The 16,264-nt window shown below is 61.4% G+C and carries 14 protein-coding genes; 6 read left to right on the top strand and 8 right to left on the bottom strand.

Features of this window, described 5'->3' with window-relative positions:
* Positions 1–7 precede the first annotated feature (7 nt).
* The 7 genes from AB4O16_RS20710 to mreB form a co-directional block, all read right to left on the bottom strand.
* Positions 8–862 carry a carbon-nitrogen hydrolase family protein gene (locus AB4O16_RS20710; protein WP_460155692.1) on the bottom strand — a complete coding sequence of 285 codons (855 nt, stop codon included), beginning with the start codon at positions 860–862 and terminating at the stop codon, positions 8–10.
* A 69-nt stretch (positions 863–931) separates the two neighbouring features.
* Entirely contained in the window at positions 932–4,735 is a 3,804-nt protein-coding gene (locus AB4O16_RS20705) for a YhdP family protein (protein ID WP_460155691.1), read from the bottom strand.
* A 75-nt stretch (positions 4,736–4,810) separates the two neighbouring features.
* A complete protein-coding gene (gene rng / locus AB4O16_RS20700; protein WP_160388106.1) occupies positions 4,811–6,268 on the bottom strand; it encodes a ribonuclease G in 1,458 nt (485 codons plus the stop codon).
* A 45-nt stretch (positions 6,269–6,313) separates the two neighbouring features.
* Positions 6,314–6,922 carry a Maf family protein gene (locus AB4O16_RS20695; protein ID WP_460155690.1) on the bottom strand — a complete coding sequence of 203 codons (609 nt, stop codon included), beginning with the start codon at positions 6,920–6,922 and terminating at the stop codon, positions 6,314–6,316.
* Positions 6,923–6,954: 32 nt separating this feature from the next.
* On the bottom strand, positions 6,955–7,446 hold the full coding sequence (mreD, locus tag AB4O16_RS20690; protein WP_160388104.1) for a rod shape-determining protein MreD: 492 nt from the start codon (positions 7,444–7,446) through the stop codon (positions 6,955–6,957).
* Positions 7,446–8,582 carry a rod shape-determining protein MreC gene (mreC, locus tag AB4O16_RS20685; RefSeq protein ID WP_160388111.1) on the bottom strand — a complete coding sequence of 379 codons (1,137 nt, stop codon included), beginning with the start codon at positions 8,580–8,582 and terminating at the stop codon, positions 7,446–7,448. Before mreC ends, mreD begins: the two co-directional genes overlap by 1 nt.
* A gap of 143 nt (positions 8,583–8,725) precedes the next feature.
* Entirely contained in the window at positions 8,726–9,763 is a 1,038-nt protein-coding gene (gene mreB, locus AB4O16_RS20680; RefSeq protein ID WP_002555108.1) for a rod shape-determining protein MreB, read from the bottom strand.
* Between the two features lie 211 nt (positions 9,764–9,974).
* On the opposite strand from mreB, the gene gatC reads away from it, so the two are divergent.
* From gatC to AB4O16_RS20650, 6 genes are all read left to right on the top strand, one after another.
* On the top strand, positions 9,975–10,262 hold the full coding sequence (gene gatC, locus AB4O16_RS20675) for an Asp-tRNA(Asn)/Glu-tRNA(Gln) amidotransferase subunit GatC (protein WP_007901429.1): 288 nt from the start codon (positions 9,975–9,977) through the stop codon (positions 10,260–10,262).
* Positions 10,263–10,278: 16 nt separating this feature from the next.
* A complete protein-coding gene (gatA, locus tag AB4O16_RS20670; protein ID WP_460155689.1) occupies positions 10,279–11,730 on the top strand; it encodes an Asp-tRNA(Asn)/Glu-tRNA(Gln) amidotransferase subunit GatA in 1,452 nt (483 codons plus the stop codon).
* A 10-nt stretch (positions 11,731–11,740) separates the two neighbouring features.
* Positions 11,741–13,186 (top strand): Asp-tRNA(Asn)/Glu-tRNA(Gln) amidotransferase subunit GatB, encoded by a 1,446-nt coding sequence (gene gatB, locus AB4O16_RS20665; protein WP_160388102.1) that lies wholly within the window; start codon positions 11,741–11,743, stop codon positions 13,184–13,186.
* Positions 13,187–13,334: 148 nt separating this feature from the next.
* The gene (locus tag AB4O16_RS20660) at positions 13,335–13,709 is read left to right on the top strand and encodes a septal ring lytic transglycosylase RlpA family protein (RefSeq protein WP_150812815.1); all 375 of its coding nucleotides are present in this window, start codon (positions 13,335–13,337) and stop codon (positions 13,707–13,709) included.
* Positions 13,710–13,759: 50 nt separating this feature from the next.
* On the top strand, positions 13,760–14,821 hold the full coding sequence (locus AB4O16_RS20655; RefSeq protein WP_460158082.1) for a calcium/sodium antiporter: 1,062 nt from the start codon (positions 13,760–13,762) through the stop codon (positions 14,819–14,821).
* Positions 14,818–15,198 (top strand): carboxymuconolactone decarboxylase family protein, encoded by a 381-nt coding sequence (locus AB4O16_RS20650; protein ID WP_160388101.1) that lies wholly within the window; start codon positions 14,818–14,820, stop codon positions 15,196–15,198. The genes AB4O16_RS20655 and AB4O16_RS20650 overlap by 4 nt, the downstream gene beginning before the upstream one ends.
* Here the strand turns inward: AB4O16_RS20650 and AB4O16_RS20645 are convergent.
* Positions 15,195–16,136: an AEC family transporter gene (locus AB4O16_RS20645; protein ID WP_160388100.1), complete on the bottom strand. Its 942-nt coding sequence runs from the start codon at positions 16,134–16,136 to the stop codon at positions 15,195–15,197. The two genes, AB4O16_RS20650 and AB4O16_RS20645, sit on opposite strands and share 4 nt — an antisense overlap.
* Positions 16,137–16,264 lie beyond the last annotated feature (128 nt).

Below are 16,264 nucleotides of genomic sequence, written 5' to 3'. Positions count from 1 at the left end.
TTACGCCTTAAATTCGTCGTTCTGATGCAGGTCGCCGGGCGCCCTGCGAGAAAAAGCGCCGGTGACTGGACACCGGCATCCGCGCCCGGATGGACGCCTGTTCGCTGCTGTCGCGTTCGGCCAGCAGCACGGCCTCGCCTTGATCCTTTTGCGCCAGCACGCGCCCCCATGGATCGACGATGGCGGCATGGCCAAAGGTTTCCCGCGGCCCCGGATGCGTCCCGCCCTGGGCAGCCGCGAGCACATAACACTGGGTCTCGATGGCCCGCGCACGAATCAGCACATCCCAATGCGCCGCGCCGGTCACCGCCGTAAAGGCCGAAGGAGCGGTAATCAGTTCCGCGCCGGCCGCGCGCAGTTCGCTGTACAACTCGGGAAAGCGCAGGTCATAGCAGACCGTCAGGCCGACCCGGCCGACGGGCGTGTCCGCCACCACCACCCCACTGCCATAAGCATAGTCATCGGATTCACGATAACGGCCACGATTGTCCGCCACGTCGACATCGAACAGGTGCAGCTTGTCGTAGCGCGCTACCGTTTCGCCCTGGTCATCGACCAGCAACGAACAGGCATGCACTTTCGCCGTCGGTTGATCCGCCGGCGGCAACGGCAATGTGCCGGCCACAATCCATAACCTGAGGTCGCGTGCGGTCTGTTTCAACCAGGGCAGGATCGGGCCTTCGCCCAGAGCTTCAGCGCGGCCGATGTCGGCAATGTCGCGCCGGCCCATGGCCGCGAAGTTTTCCGGCAATACCGCGAGTTTCGCGCCGCCTGCGGCCGCTTGTTCGAGCAGCCGACGGGCCTGGGCCAGATTGGCCAGCACATCGCTCTGGCTGACCATTTGAATCACCGCGACAGACATGGCGCACTCCTGCAATCGTATGCGGCCATGCTACTCCATAGGCTTGCCGAGTGCCTTTTCAAAAGGACCTCAAAAAGCCTTGTCGAAGGTGATTTTCGGTTCTTTCCACGGTCCTTTGACGGTGTATTTCACACTGGCGAAGCGGGAGACCCGGTCACCGATCAGCTTGTCGATCAGGAACAGCGCCCCGCCGACCGCCGGTGCACCGACGAGCAGTGCGGCAATCGGCAGGTTATTGGTCACCGGCAAGGTCACCATCAGTTTCGCATCGATCTGATCGGCCACCATGTTCAGGGTACCGTCGAGCTCGATGGTGCTCGACGGGCCCGTCAGCTGGATTGGCTGACGGGTGACATACACCCCATTGGTCGCGACCAGCAGCCCCTTGACCTTGTCATAACTCAGGCCTTTGCCGAACAGGTCGGAGAAGTCCAGGCGCAGGCGCCGGCCGATGGAGTTGAAATTGAGCAAACCAAATACCCGCAGCGCCTGGGCACTGCCTTCGACTTCGACGAACTGGCCCTGATTCAGCGTCGCATCCAGCGAGCCGGAGAAACGTTTGGTCGCCACCCAGGCCGGTGAGCCGGGCCAGCGGCCATCGACATCCATGTAAAAGTCCTGGCTGGTGACGCTCGGTGCAAACCCCCAGCCCTTGAGTACGTCGGCCAGGTTCTTGCCGCTGATGCGTCCCTTGTACCAGCTATTACTGGCACCGGGCACGCCTTCCCAGCCACCACTGCCCACCAGCAGAATGCCCTTGAGGCCCAGGTCCAGCGAGTTGAACACAATGCCCTTGGCCGTCGGCCGAATCTTCAGCGACCAGGCGCCGACCAGATCCTGGCCCTGGAATAACTGATTGATGGTGATATCCATCGCGGGAATCTTCGTCGGGTCCACCGACGCCAGCGGATCCGGCGAGTTTTCATCGGCCAGCACGGTCGGGTCCGGTGCCGGCAGGCGCACGGTTTGCAGATTGATTGTGATTGGCGTGGCCTTCGAATCGGGAAGGTTTGCGCCGCCCTTGATCTGCTGGCTGTCGAGTTGCAGCGCCCAGGCGGAAGGTTTGCGTGTCACCTGGATCGAGGCCTGATCGAGCGTGGTACCGACACCGCTGAGCTTGCCTACTTTGATATCCGCGCCGCTGAGCAATTGCTTGGCGCTGCCGCCGGGGTCCTGCCCGGCGTATTTATCCACCAGGTCCTTCCACGGGCCAACGTCCAGCTCCGACAGCACGCCGCGAATCCGCAAGCCTTTGCCGCCGGGCAACACGGCCTCGCCGCCACCGAGGAACAGTTCCCCGCGACCGTCGGCGAAATTGCTGGGCGGGGCCGCGAACGTGAAACTCGCCAGATCGCCGTAGCTGACCCAATAGCGCCGCTCGTCGCCCTGCAAAGTCATGCGGAACGTCGTGTCGCGCGCGGCATCGGCGGTCATGCCGAACGGTGCCGGCAAATCGACGGCCACGCCATTGAGGTTGGAATTGACCAGCAACTGGCTGTCGGCGCCATTGAGGGTCAATTGCAGTTGATAAGGGATCACGCCACTCACCGGCAGAGGCTGGGTCACCTTCAGCCACTCGGTCAGTTTCTTCACCTCGACATGTCCCGACGCGGTCACGCGAGTGTTGAGCTTGCCCGGGCTGCCATCGGCAAAAATCTGTGCGGTGACCGGTTTGTCGAATGCCCGCGCACTGATGTTCTGCCCGCTCAGGCCTTTGGCATTGTCGAAGCGGAAGTCACCTTTGAGCTGGGTCAGCTCCAGCGCCGGTTCGGCCAGTTTCAAGCGTGCCTTGGCCGTCTTGAAATCGACGAGGATCTTCGGTTCCTCGCCCTTGGCCAGCGGGATATCCAGCTTCAACTTGCCTTGCAGGCTTCCCTCGCCTTCCCAGTTGGCAAAGGTTGCGCCGGTGCCGATCGGCGCTTCCTGGAGGATTTTCAGGCCATCGCCCAAACCGCCGGCAAATCCGCCATCGAGGAACAAATGAACGTTCTGCCCAGCAGGCACATGGGGAATATTGACGTAGACATCGCTGACCTGAGTGTCGAGCAACTGGCCCTTGCTGGCCACAATCCGCACGCCGCTGTCTTCGACGAACACATCGCCGCTGACCTTGCTGACATGGGGCCAGCCCGGCTGGAAGGCCAGTTCGGCATCGTGAACCTTGAAATACAGGCTGATGCTGCGATCCACGTCCGCGGCGCCGTGGTTGAGCGACCCCTGATACTGGAAGAAGCCCTGGTCCACCGCGCCCTTGAGAATCGCCGTGCGCAGCCACTCGTCCAGCCCCGGGCTGAGGACCGCCGGCAAGTACTTGGCGGTGTAGCGACCGTCACCGTCCACCAGGCCGACCCGCAGGTCCATGTAGTCTTCCTGGGTGTGATCGAAATGTAGGCGAATCAGGAAGTCGCCGGCGATCTTGCCCTCCTCGCCCAGCACTTTCAGATACGGCGCAATCAGAGTGAAACTTTCTTTGTCGAGTTTCCACGTCAGCCGCGCATTGGCCTGAATGTACTGCCATGGCTTGGCGAAAATCGGGTCCAGGTGCAGCATGAAATCCTTGCTGTCCATGCGCAGCTCGCCTTGCCCCAGGTCACCGCTGATGCTGCCGCTGACATTTCGCGCAGCCGGCGCACCGTGATAGGCATCGAAGCCTACCTGGTCGAGGTTGGCGGCAAAACCGAACTTGCTGTCGTCGGTGGCATCGGGGCGGAAGTCGACCAGCACGTTACGCAGGCCACCCGTGACCTTGAGCCGCTCGACAGCCTTGGCAAAACCCTCCGGCAACGGTGCCAGGGCGTTGAGCAGCGGGGTCAGCGGAGTGAGATCAATCCGGTCGGCTTGCAGGTGCCAGAGCTCTTGGGCCTTGTCAGTGGCCACGCTTTGCTTGAGCTGCAAATGCGTTTCCCAGCGGGTCTCTGCGAGATTCATCGCCAGGGAGTCCAGCGTCACCGAGGCGCCTTCGGCACTACGCTGGAAGTAACCGTTCAGCGCCAGGTTGTTGATCTGGATCGGCTTGCGATCGGCGTAGGCACCTTTGAGTTGTGGCGCATTCAAGCGCACGGCCGCGTTTTGCAGCGTGCCTTTGCCCCAGGTCGCCCACAGCTCGCCACCGGCCTTGATCTCGGAGAAATTCCACTGCTGGCTCACGCGCTCGGGCAGCCACTTCGACCAGTCGCTTTGCGGCAGGCTCAGGTAGATCTCGGCTTCACCGTCCTTCCATTGACTGGCGCGGATGCGGGTACGCAGGCTCATGGCCACTGGCTGGCCGTCGGGCAGAGTCAGACGGGCGTCGAGTCGCTGCCGTGACGCCCCGACTTTCAGATTCAGGCCGACATAGGTCAGGGTCAGCGGCGACCGGGCAAACGGCTGCAAGGTCACCTGACTGTCGAGCACCGACAGTTGCTGGATCATCTGCATACGATTGAGCAACTGTTCCGGATCGGCAGGTTGGCCCTGCTGCCCCGGCAAACCCTCCAGAACCCATTGACCGTCGTCGCCTTCCTTGACGCTGATGCGCAGGCCGCTGAATTGCAGATGCGCGATACGTACCTGGCGTGCCAGCAGACTGGCCCAAAGATCCGGCACCGCACGCACCTGATCCAGGTGCAAGGCATTGGCGCCCTCGCCGACCGTCACGTCGCGGGCCATCAATATGGGGGCAAAACCACTCCAGTTGCCTTCGAGCTCGCCGATCTGCAGCGGCATGCCCAAGGCATCGCTGGCTTTGTTTTCGATGTCGGTACGGTACTCGGCGATCAGCGGCGTCAGCTCCCGGCCAAGGCTGACGTAGAGCGCCATCAAGACCAAAACCAACGCGCACAGGCCCAGACCCCAGCGGGTCAGTGCGGCCAAAATGCGTGTCAGACGGTCCATGTCAGGTGGCTCCCATGGCAAAAGTTTTGCAAAAAGCTGAGGCCAGCCATTCTCGAACAATCAAAACCAAACGCTTCAGAGCAGCACCACGTCGTATTGTTCCTGGGAATACATGGTTTCCACCTGGAACCGGATGGTGCGCCCGATAAACCCTTCCAGCTCGGCGACGTTACCCGACTCTTCGTCGAGCAAGCGGTCCACCACTTTCTGGTTTGCCAATACACGATAGCCTTCCGCCTGATAGGCGCGAGCCTCACGGAGGATTTCGCGGAAGATTTCGTAGCAAACGGTTTCCGGTGTCTTGAGCTTGCCGCGTCCCTGACAGGCGTTGCACGGCTCGCACAACACTTGTTCAAGGCTTTCGCGGGTGCGCTTGCGGGTCATCTGCACCAGGCCCAGCTCGGTGATACCGATGATGTTGGTCTTGGCGTGATCGCGCTCCAGTTGCTTCTCGAGCGTGCGCAGCACCTGGCGCTGGTGCTCTTCATCTTCCATGTCGATGAAGTCGATGATGATGATCCCCCCGAGGTTGCGCAGGCGCAATTGGCGGGCGATGGCCGTCGCGGCTTCGAGGTTGGTCTTGAAGATGGTTTCTTCGAGGTTGCGATGGCCGACGAACGCCCCGGTGTTGACGTCGATGGTGCTCATGGCTTCCGCCGGATCGACCACCAGGTAACCGCCGGACTTGAGCGGCACCTTGCGTTCGAGGGCCTTCTGGATTTCGTCCTCGACGCCATACAGGTCGAAAATCGGCCGCTCGCCCGGGTAATGCTCCAGACGGTCGGCAATCTCGGGCATCAGTTCGGCGACGAATTGCGTGGTTTTCTGGAAGGTTTCCCGGGAGTCGATGCGGATCTTCTCGATCTTCGGGCTCACCAGATCTCGCAGGGTGCGCAGCGCCAGGCCGAGGTCTTCGTAGATCACGCTGGGCGCGCTGATGGTCTTGATCTGGGCGTTGATCTGGTCCCAGAGCCTGCGCAGATAGCGGATGTCCATGAGGATTTCATCGGCACCGGCGCCTTCGGCTGCGGTGCGCAGGATGAAACCGCCGGCTTCCTTGATCCCTTCCTTGGCCACGCAATCGGTGACCACTTGCTTGAGTCGTTCGCGCTCGGCTTCGTCTTCGATCTTCAGGGAAATCCCGACATGGGCGGTGCGTGGCATGTACACCAGGTAACGCGAAGGAATCGACAGCTGGGTGGTCAGCCGTGCGCCCTTGGAACCGATCGGGTCCTTGGTCACTTGCACCACCAGGCTCTGGCCTTCGTGCACCAGTGCACTGATGCTCTCGACCGTCGGGCCTTCACGCAGGGAAATTTCCGATGCATGAATGAACGCAGCACGATCCAGGCCGATATCGACAAATGCCGCCTGCATCCCCGGCAATACCCGCACGACCTTACCTTTATAGATGTTGCCGACGATCCCGCGCTTTTGCGTACGTTCGACGTGGACCTCTTGCAGCACACCGTTTTCAACCACCGCCACGCGCGATTCCATCGGCGTGATGTTGATCAGGATCTCTTCACTCATGGCAGGGTCTCGTTCAGGCATGTTCACGATAATGGCCGCATCTGTTCAGAACGTTGCTTGGTGTGCGTTCCGGGTTTGCCAACAGGGTATGCCGAAATGGCCGAGCAGTTCCGCGGTTTCGCAAAGCGGCAGTCCGACCACCGCTGAATAACTTCCATCGAGCCCGGCGACAAACACCGCACCCAGTCCCTGAATGCCATAACCGCCCGCCTTGTCCCTTGGTTCGCCGCTGGCCCAGTAGGCTGCGGCCTCATCACGACTGATATCACGAAAACGCACGCGACTGGTGACAACCCGGGACTCGCAATGTTCGCCATCGAGCACGGCAATCGCGGTCAGGACTTCATGCTCACACCCTGACAACATCATCAGCATGGCGCAGGCATCCGCTTGATCAACCGGTTTGCCGAGAATTTTTCCATCGAGCACCACGGCGGTATCGGCGCCGAGCACACAGTACGCTTGTGCAGACACGACAACGCGGCGCCCGGCCTCGGCCTTGCCGCGCGCCAGACGCTCGACATACGCCGATGGGGATTCCAGGTTCAAAGGAGTTTCATCGATATCCGCACTGACGGCGGAGAACGGAACACCGATCTGCGTAAGCAGTTCACGCCGACGCGGCGAGCCAGAGGCGAGGTACAACCGTTTCATCAAGACCTCTCCCTGTCTAATGCGTTATCGAATCAATTGATTTTGTAGCGTCGACGCAGTCCGCGCAAACCGAAACTGATCCAGGGCCAGAGCAATGCGCTGACCAGTGCCGGCAACACCAGCGCCAGCGTTGGCTGACGATTGCCGGTCAGGGCACTGAGCCAGAGCTGCACAAGCTGGGCGAGGCCGAAGATCACCAGGATCACCAGGCTCTGCTGCCACATCGGGAACATCCGCAGACGTTGCTGCAGCGCCAGGACCAGATAGGTGATGAGGGTCAGGATCAAGGCGTTCTGACCCAGCAAGGTACCGTAGAGCACGTCTTCAGCCAGCCCCAGGCAAAACGCCGTCACCATCCCGACGGTCTGCGGCAGGTTCAACGCCCAGAATGCCAACAGCAGGCCGAGCCACAGCGGGCGCAGGATTTCCATGAATTGCGGCAAGGGTGAAACACTGAGCAGCAGGCCGACGGCAAACGTCAGCCAGACCATCCAACCGTTTCGGGATGCTTTTACACCGCCCATTATTCTCTTCCCACTGGAGTGGCCGGCGCGGAGGCCGGCGGCTTGGCGGCAGGCTTCACGGCAGCGGGTTGCGCCGCCGGCGGTTTAGCCGCCGCAGGATGCGTGGCCGCAGGCTTGGCTGGCGTGGTGGCTGGCTTGGCTGGCGCAGTGGTCGCAGGCGCCGCCGTGGCAGGCGTCGCCGGTACGGCGGCCGATGCAGCGGGAACTACCGGGGTGACCAGTTTCGGAACAGTCGCCGGAATGATCGGCCCACCGCCCTGCGCGTCCAGGCTTTCCTGAGCCTGGGCTGCGTCGTTGGCGCGCTCTTCCGGAGTACGGGTGTCGCTGAACACCAGCAACAGGTAGCGACTGCGGTTCAATGCAGCGGTCGGTACCGCGCGGACGATGGCGAACGGCTGGCCGGAATCGTGGATCACTTCCTTGACCGTCGCTACCGGGTAGCCTGCCGGAAAACGCTGACCGAGACCGGAGCTGACGAGCAAGTCGCCTTCCTTGATGTCGGCGGTGTCAGCCACGTGACGCAACTCCAGGCGCTCCGGGTTGCCGGTACCGCTGGCAATCGCCCGCAGACCGTTACGGTTTACCTGTACGGGAATACTGTGCGTGGAATCGGTCAGCAGCAGAACGCGGGAGGTATAAGGCATCAGCTCCACCACCTGCCCCATCAGGCCACGGGCATCGAGCACCGGCTGGCCGAGGACCACGCCGTCGCGCTCACCTTTATTGATGATGATGCGATGGGTGAAGGGGTTGGGGTCCATGCCGATCAACTCGGCCACTTCGACCTTTTCATTGACCAGGGCCGAAGAGTTGAGCAACTCGCGCAGCCGAACGTTCTGCTCGGTCAGGGAGGCAAGCTTCTGCATGCGCCCCTGCAACAGCAGGTTTTCGCTTTTGAGTTTTTCGTTTTCGGCGACGAGCTCGGTCCGGCTGCCAAACTGACTGGCAACGCCTTCCCACAGTCGTCCGGGCAGGTCGGTGATCCAGTAGGCGTCCATCAGCACCAGCGACATCTGGCTGCGTGCGGGCTTGAGCAGACTGAAACGGGCATCGACCACCATCAGCGCGACCGATAGCACGACCAGCACCAACAGGCGCACGCCCAGTGAAGGGCCCTTGGTGAAAAGCGGTTTAATAAGCCGCTCCTCCCAGGCAAATGTTCTGTTTTTTCATACGGCAGCAATCCGGCCTGGATGCAGACTGACAGAAGATAAACGCGAACAGGCAGCACTGCAAAGTGCCGCCTGCGCGCTCAACAGCATAGAGGCAATCCGGCGACTTATTCGCTGGAAAGCAGGTCCATGGTGTGTTTATCCATCATTTCCAATGCACGGCCACCGCCGCGAGCAACGCAGGTCAGCGGGTCTTCGGCAACGATCACCGGCAGACCGGTTTCCTGGGCCAGCAATTTGTCCAGGTCACGCAGCAGGGCGCCACCACCGGTCAGCACCAGGCCACGCTCGGCGATGTCGGATGCCAGTTCCGGCGGCGATTGCTCCAGGGCGCTTTTCACGGCCTGAACGATGGTCGCCAGGGACTCTTGCAGAGCCTCCAGCACTTCGTTGGAGTTCAGGGTGAATGCGCGTGGAACGCCTTCAGCCAGGTTACGGCCACGAACGTCGACTTCGCGGACTTCGCCGCCCGGGTAGGCAGTACCGATTTCCTGCTTGATGCGCTCGGCGGTGGATTCGCCGATCAGGCTGCCGTAGTTGCGACGCACATAGGTGATGATCGCTTCGTCGAAGCGGTCGCCGCCAACGCGCACGGATTCGGCGTAGACCACACCGTTCAGGGAGATCAGCGCGATTTCGGTGGTACCACCACCGATATCCACGACCATCGAACCGCGGGCTTCTTCAACCGGCAGGCCGGCACCGATCGCAGCGGCCATCGGCTCTTCGATCAGGAACACTTCACGGGCACCGGCACCGAGGGCCGATTCACGGATGGCACGACGCTCGACCTGGGTGGATTTGCATGGAACGCAGATCAACACGCGAGGGCTAGGCTGCAGGAAGCTGTTTTCGTGAACCTTGTTGATGAAGTACTGCAGCATCTTTTCGCAGACGCTGAAGTCGGCGATCACGCCGTCCTTCATCGGACGAATGGCAGCAATGTTGCCCGGGGTCCGGCCGAGCATGCGCTTGGCTTCGGTGCCGACAGCAACGACACTTTTCTGGTTACCGTGTGTCCGAATGGCCACAACGGAGGGCTCATTCAGGACGATACCGCGCTCGCGCACGTAAATAAGGGTGTTGGCAGTGCCCAGGTCAATGGAAAGATCGCTGGAAAACATGCCACGCAGTTTCTTGAACATGGGAAAGGGACCCTAGGCAACGCGTGGGTAAAAAAGTGCGGCAAACTCTAACAACGACAGGGATTTTGGGCAAGGCGCCAATATGTTAAATTGGCCGCTTTTCTGTGCACCAAGCCCCACAATCGCGGCCTTATGACCGTAGAAGTGCGGTAGTGTTCCGACAATCTAACACACGGACGCCGTCCGTTTTGTTTTCCACTGGAGAATCCCAATGGCGCTTGAACGCTCCGACGTGGAAAAAATCGCTCATCTGGCCTGCCTTGGCCTCAATGATGCCGATCTTCCACACATCACTTCGGCCCTCAACAGCATTCTCGGGCTGGTCGACGAAATGCAGGCGGTCAATACCGACGGTATCGAACCGCTGGCCCACCCACTGGAAGCCAGCCAGCGCCTGCGCGCAGACGTCGTGACCGAGACCAATCACCGCGAGGCCTACCAGTCCATCGCACCAGCGGTCGAAAACGGCCTGTACCTGGTTCCGAAAGTCATCGACTAAAGGGAAAGAGCCTGCAATGCATCAATTGACTCTGGCCGAGATCGCCCGCGGACTCGCCGATAAAAAGTTTTCCTCCGAAGAGCTGACCAAAGTCCTGCTGGCGCGCATCGCCCAGCTCGATCCACAGCTCAACAGCTTCATCAGCCTCACCGAAGACCTGGCCCTGACGCAGGCGAAAGCCGCTGACGCCCGCCGTGCCAATGGTGAGAGCGGTGCCCTGCTCGGCGCGCCGATCGCCCACAAGGACCTGTTCTGCACCCAGGGCATTCGCACCAGCTGCGGCTCGAAGATGCTCGACAACTTCAAGGCGCCGTACGACGCCACCGTGGTCGCCAAGCTGACCGCTGCCGGCGCCGTGACCCTGGGCAAGACCAACATGGACGAATTCGCCATGGGTTCGGCCAACGAGTCGAGCTACTACGGCGCGGTCAAAAACCCGTGGAACCTGGAACACGTACCGGGCGGTTCGTCCGGCGGTTCGGCGGCGGCAGTTGCCGCTCGTCTGTTGCCTGCGGCCACCGGCACCGACACGGGCGGCTCCATTCGTCAGCCCGCTGCGTTGACCAACCTGACCGGCCTGAAACCGACGTACGGTCGCGTTTCGCGCTGGGGCATGATCGCTTACGCCTCCAGCCTCGATCAGGGCGGCCCGATGGCACGCACGGCCGAAGACTGCGCAATATTGTTGCAAGGTATGGCCGGCTTCGATCCGAACGACTCCACCAGCATCGATGAACCCGTGCCGGACTACAGCGCCAGCCTCAACGGCTCGCTGCAAGGCCTGCGCATCGGCGTGCCGAAGGAGTACTTCAGCGCCGGCCTCGACCCGCGCATCGCCGAGTTGATCCACAACAGCGTCAAGGCGCTGGAAAAGCTCGGCGCCGTGATCAAGGAAATCAGCCTGCCGAACATGCAGCACGCGATTCCTGCGTACTACGTGATCGCCCCGGCAGAAGCTTCGTCCAACCTGTCGCGTTTCGACGGCGTGCGCTTCGGCTATCGCTGCGAAGATCCGAAAAACCTCGAAGACCTGTACAAACGCTCCCGCGGCGAAGGTTTCGGCCCGGAAGTACAACGCCGGATCATGGTCGGCGCCTATGCGCTGTCCGCCGGTTACTACGACGCCTACTACCTGAAGGCGCAGAAGATTCGTCGCTTGATCAAGAACGACTTCATGGCGGCCTTCAATGAGGTCGACATCATCCTCGGCCCAACCACGCCGAACCCGGCCTGGAAGCTCGGCGCCAAGAACAGCGACCCGGTTGCCGCGTACCTGGAAGACGTCTACACCATCACCGCCAACCTCGCCGGCCTGCCGGGCCTGTCGATGCCGGCCGGTTTTGTCGACGGCCTGCCGGTCGGCGTACAACTGCTCGCGCCGTATTTCCAGGAAGGTCGCCTGTTGAACGTTGCCCACCAGTATCAGTTGAACACTGACTGGCACACCCGCACCCCAACCGGCTTCTGAGGAGACACACATGCAATGGGAAGTCGTGATCGGGCTGGAGATTCACACCCAGCTCACCACCCGGTCGAAAATCTTTTCCGGTAGTTCCACCACCTTCGGTTCCGAGCCGAACACCCAGGCCAGCCTGGTAGACCTGGGCATGCCCGGCGTGCTGCCGGTGCTGAACCAGGAAGCGGTGCGCATGGCGGTGATGTTCGGCCTGGCGATTGACGCCGAGATCGGCCAGCACAACGTGTTCGCCCGTAAAAACTATTTCTACCCGGACCTGCCCAAGGGCTACCAGATCAGCCAGATGGAATTGCCGATCGTCGGCAAGGGCCACCTGGACATCGCCATGGAAGACGGCACGATCAAACGTGTCGGCGTGACCCGTGCGCACCTGGAAGAAGACGCCGGTAAAAGCCTGCACGAAGAGTTCAACGGTGCCACCGGCATCGACCTGAACCGTGCCGGCACGCCGCTGCTGGAAATCGTTTCCGAGCCGGACATGCGCAGCGCCAAGGAAGCCGTGGCCTACGTCAAGACCATCCACGCACTGGTGCGCTACCTGGGTATCTGCGACGGCAACATGGCCGAAGGCTCGCTGCGTTGCGACTGCAACGTGTCGATCCGTCCGAAAGGCCAGGTCGAATTCGGCACCCGCTGCGAGATCAAGAACGTCAACTCGTTCCGCTTCATCGAGAAGGCGATCAACAGCGAAATCCAGCGTCAGATCGAATTGATCGAAGACGGCGGCAAGGTGATCCAGCAGACCCGCCTGTACGATCCGAACAAGGACGAAACCCGTCCGATGCGCAGCAAAGAGGAAGCCAACGACTACCGTTACTTCCCCGATCCGGACCTGCTGCCTGTCGTCATCGAGAACTCGTTCCTCGACGACGTGCGCGCCACCCTGCCGGAATTGCCACCGCAGAAACGCGAGCGTTTCCAGGAGCAGTTCGGCCTGTCGGTCTACGACGCCAGCGTCCTGGCCACCAGCCGCGAGCAAGCGGATTACTTCGAGAAAGTCGCGAGCATCGGCGGCGACGCCAAACTGGCGGCGAACTGGGTGATGGTCGAGTTGGGCAGCCTGCTCAACAAACAAGGCCTGGATATCGAAGAGTCGCCGGTTTCCGCCGAACTTCTGGGCGGCATGCTGCTGCGCATCAAGGACAACACCATCTCCGGCAAGATCGCCAAGGTGGTGTTTGAAGCGATGGCCAACGGTGAAGGCAGCGCGGACGAGATCATCGACAAGCGCGGCCTCAAGCAAGTGACCGACACCGGCGCCATCTCGGCGGTGCTGGACGAAATGCTCGCGGCCAACGCCGAGCAGGTCGAGCAATACCGCGCGGCAGACGAAGCCAAGCGCGGCAAGATGTTCGGCTTCTTCGTCGGCCAGGCCATGAAAGCCTCCAAAGGCAAGGCCAACCCGCAACAGGTCAACGAACTGCTCAAAAGCAAGCTCGAAGGCTGATGAGGATGGAGCCAGTTTTGAAGTCTGGCTCTACCCCCTGTGGGAGCGAGCTTGCTCGCGATGGCGGTCCGGCACTCAACGATGAGTTGACTGTCAGAACGCTATCGCGAGCAGGCTCGCTCCCACAATTGTTTCGGGAAACCTTCGAATGAAACGTCTACTCGGCGCCTGCGCCCTTCTCTCGCTCCTGGCCGGTTGCGCCAGCACCGACACCGTCGATCCGCACGGCTACGACAAAACCGGCGTAGCTTCGTACTACGGCGCCAAACACCAAGGCAAACGCACCGCCAACGGCGAGCGTTTCAACATGAATTCCATGACCGCCGCCCATCGCCAGCTACCCTTTGGTACACGGGTGAAGGTCACCAATCTGAACAACGACAAATCCTGCGTGGTACGCATCAATGATCGCGGGCCACACACCCGTGGCCGCCTGATCGACCTGTCCAAAGAAGCCGCCGAGCGCCTGGGCATGCTGCGCAGCGGCACCGCGCGGGTTCGCGTACAAGCCCTCGACGACTGACCGATGGAGCCCCGACCATTTTCGGATTAGCCGATTTACCCCTGATCAACCTGATCGAATTGCTCAGCGGATTGCTCCTGCTGATTGTCGGCGCCGAATTGATGGTGCGCGCCGCCGTACGCATTGCCGCGCGACTGCACATACGGCCCCTGATCATCGGTCTGACCATCGTCGCCCTCGGCAGCAGTGCACCGCAGATGGCGGTCAGCCTGCAAGCGACCCTGGCGCACAACGCCGACATCGCCGTCGGCAGCGTGATCGGCAGCAGCATTTTCAACATTCTCGTCACGCTCGGGTTGTCGGCGCTGATCATTCCTTTGCGGGTTTCCCGGCAACTGGTGCGCCTGGATATTCCGTTGATGATCGGCGCCAGCCTGCTGGTGTTCGTACTCGCCTGGAATGAAGAGCTGACCCGCGCCGACGGTGTGATGCTGCTGACCGCACTGGCCGTTTACCTGGGCTTGCTGCTGCGTCAGTCACGGCATTCGGGACGGCCGGTTTCGAGCCACGACCACCACGGCGAGGCGCCATGGCTGAGCAGCCTGCTGATGATCGTCGCCGGGTTGGCGATGCTGGTGTACGCCGGGCACTTGTTGCTGGGTGCCGCCGTTGCGGTTGCCACCGACCTTGGGCTGTCGGAACGGATCATCGGCCTGACCATCGTCGCCGTCAGCACCTCACTGCCCGAACTCGCCACTTCGTTGATCGCGGCAATACGCGGCGAGCGTGATATCGCCGTGGGCAACGTGATTGGCAGCAACCTGTTCAACCTCCTGGGCGTGCTCGGCTTTACTGCGCTGGTGGCGCCGTCGCCGCTGTCGGTGTCGCCCAACGCCCTGGATTTCGACCTGCCGGTGATGCTCGGCGTCGCGATACTGTGCCTGCCGCTGTTCTACACCGGCTACCGGGTGACCCGCGCCGAAGGCCTGCTGTTCCTGGGTTTGTACCTGGCGTATGGGCTGCACGTGGTGTCGTTCACCACCGGCATGCCACTGGCCGGCAAGCTCGAACACTTGATGCTGTTTTTCGTCCTGCCGGCGCTGGTGGCATTTTTGCTGTTCACGTCGCTACGCGCCTGGCGTCGCCAACACCATAAAAAGGAAGTCCCATGACCGAGAATAAAAAATCCGGCGTTGAAGTCCGTCGCCAAGTGATGGGCGACGCCTTCGTCGACCGCGCACTGGGCAATGCCACCGAGTTCACCCAGCCGCTGCAGGATTTCGTCAACGAGCACGCCTGGGGCGGCGTGTGGAATCGCGAAGGCCTGCCATTGAAAACCCGCAGCCTGATCACCCTCGCCGCCCTGACTGCACTCAAGTGCCCGCAGGAACTGAAAGGCCATGTGCGCGGCGCGCTGAACAACGGCTGCACTGTGGATGAGATTCGCGAGGCGCTGCTGCATTGTGCGGTGTATGCCGGTGTGCCGGCGGCGATCGATGCGTTTCGGGCGGCGCAGGAAGTGATCGACAGCTATCAGAAAGCCGACTAGATCCACCCACCCCACTGCAACAGGAAGATCCCGATGTTGGTGGTGACCGCCGCCATCAGCGTGGTGATCACGATGATCGCCGCCGCCAGTTCATGATTGCCATCGGCCGCCCGGGCCATGACAAAACTGGCCGCGGCGGTCGGGCTGCCAAAGTACAGAAACAGAATCCCCAGCTCCGCCCCACGAAAACCCCACAGCCACGCACCGAGCGTCGCCAGAATCGGCAGGCCGAGCATTTTCACCAGGCTCGAACTAAGCGCCATCGAACCGCTTTTACGCATCGCCGCCAGCGACAGCGTGCCGCCAATGCAGATCAACGCCAGCGGCAAAGTGGTTTGCGCCAGATACTGGCCGGACGTCTCCAGCCATCCCGGCAGGCCGATCTTGAATAAGGCGAACGGTGCGGCCGCAATCACGCTGATGATCAGCGGGTTGCTGAACACGCTTTTGCAGATGCTCCACGGATCGGACTTGATCACCGGGCTGTACACCGCCAGCACGATGGTCGAGAGGGTGTTGTAGAACAGGATCACCAGCGCGGCCAGGATCGCCCCGAGGGAAATCCCGTAGTCGCCGTACATGCTTGCCGCCAGCGCCAGGCCGATGACCCCGTTGTTACCGCGAAAGGCGCCCTGGGTGTAGATTCCGCGATCTTCGCGCGGGCACTTCCAGATTGCCCAGCCCCAGGCAATGGCAAAGCACACCAGGGTCGCGAGAGAGAAATAAATCAGCAGCGCCGGCTGCAACGCCGCGTGCAGGTCGGCGTGCAGGATGCCCAGAAACAGCAACGCCGGCATGGTGACGTTGAACACCAGTGCCGACGCGGTGTGGATGAAGTTGTCGTTGATCCAGTCGATGCGTTTGAGCAACACCCCGAGAAACAGCATGGCGAACACCGGTGCGGTGATGTTCAGGGTTTCGAGGAAAATTGCCAGCATGCCGGGGGTAACCTTGGTGGGCGTCGTTAGGTGCCTAATGATAAGCCACTGAGGACATCGCCGTCTGGTATACCGCTATCGCGGGCAAGCCCGCTCCCACAGGATCCTCGGTGTCATTGCGTTTCATG

The sequence above is a fragment of the Pseudomonas sp. S2_H10 genome (assembly GCF_054668285.1).
This window is presented reverse-complemented; position numbering and strand designations above follow the sequence as displayed.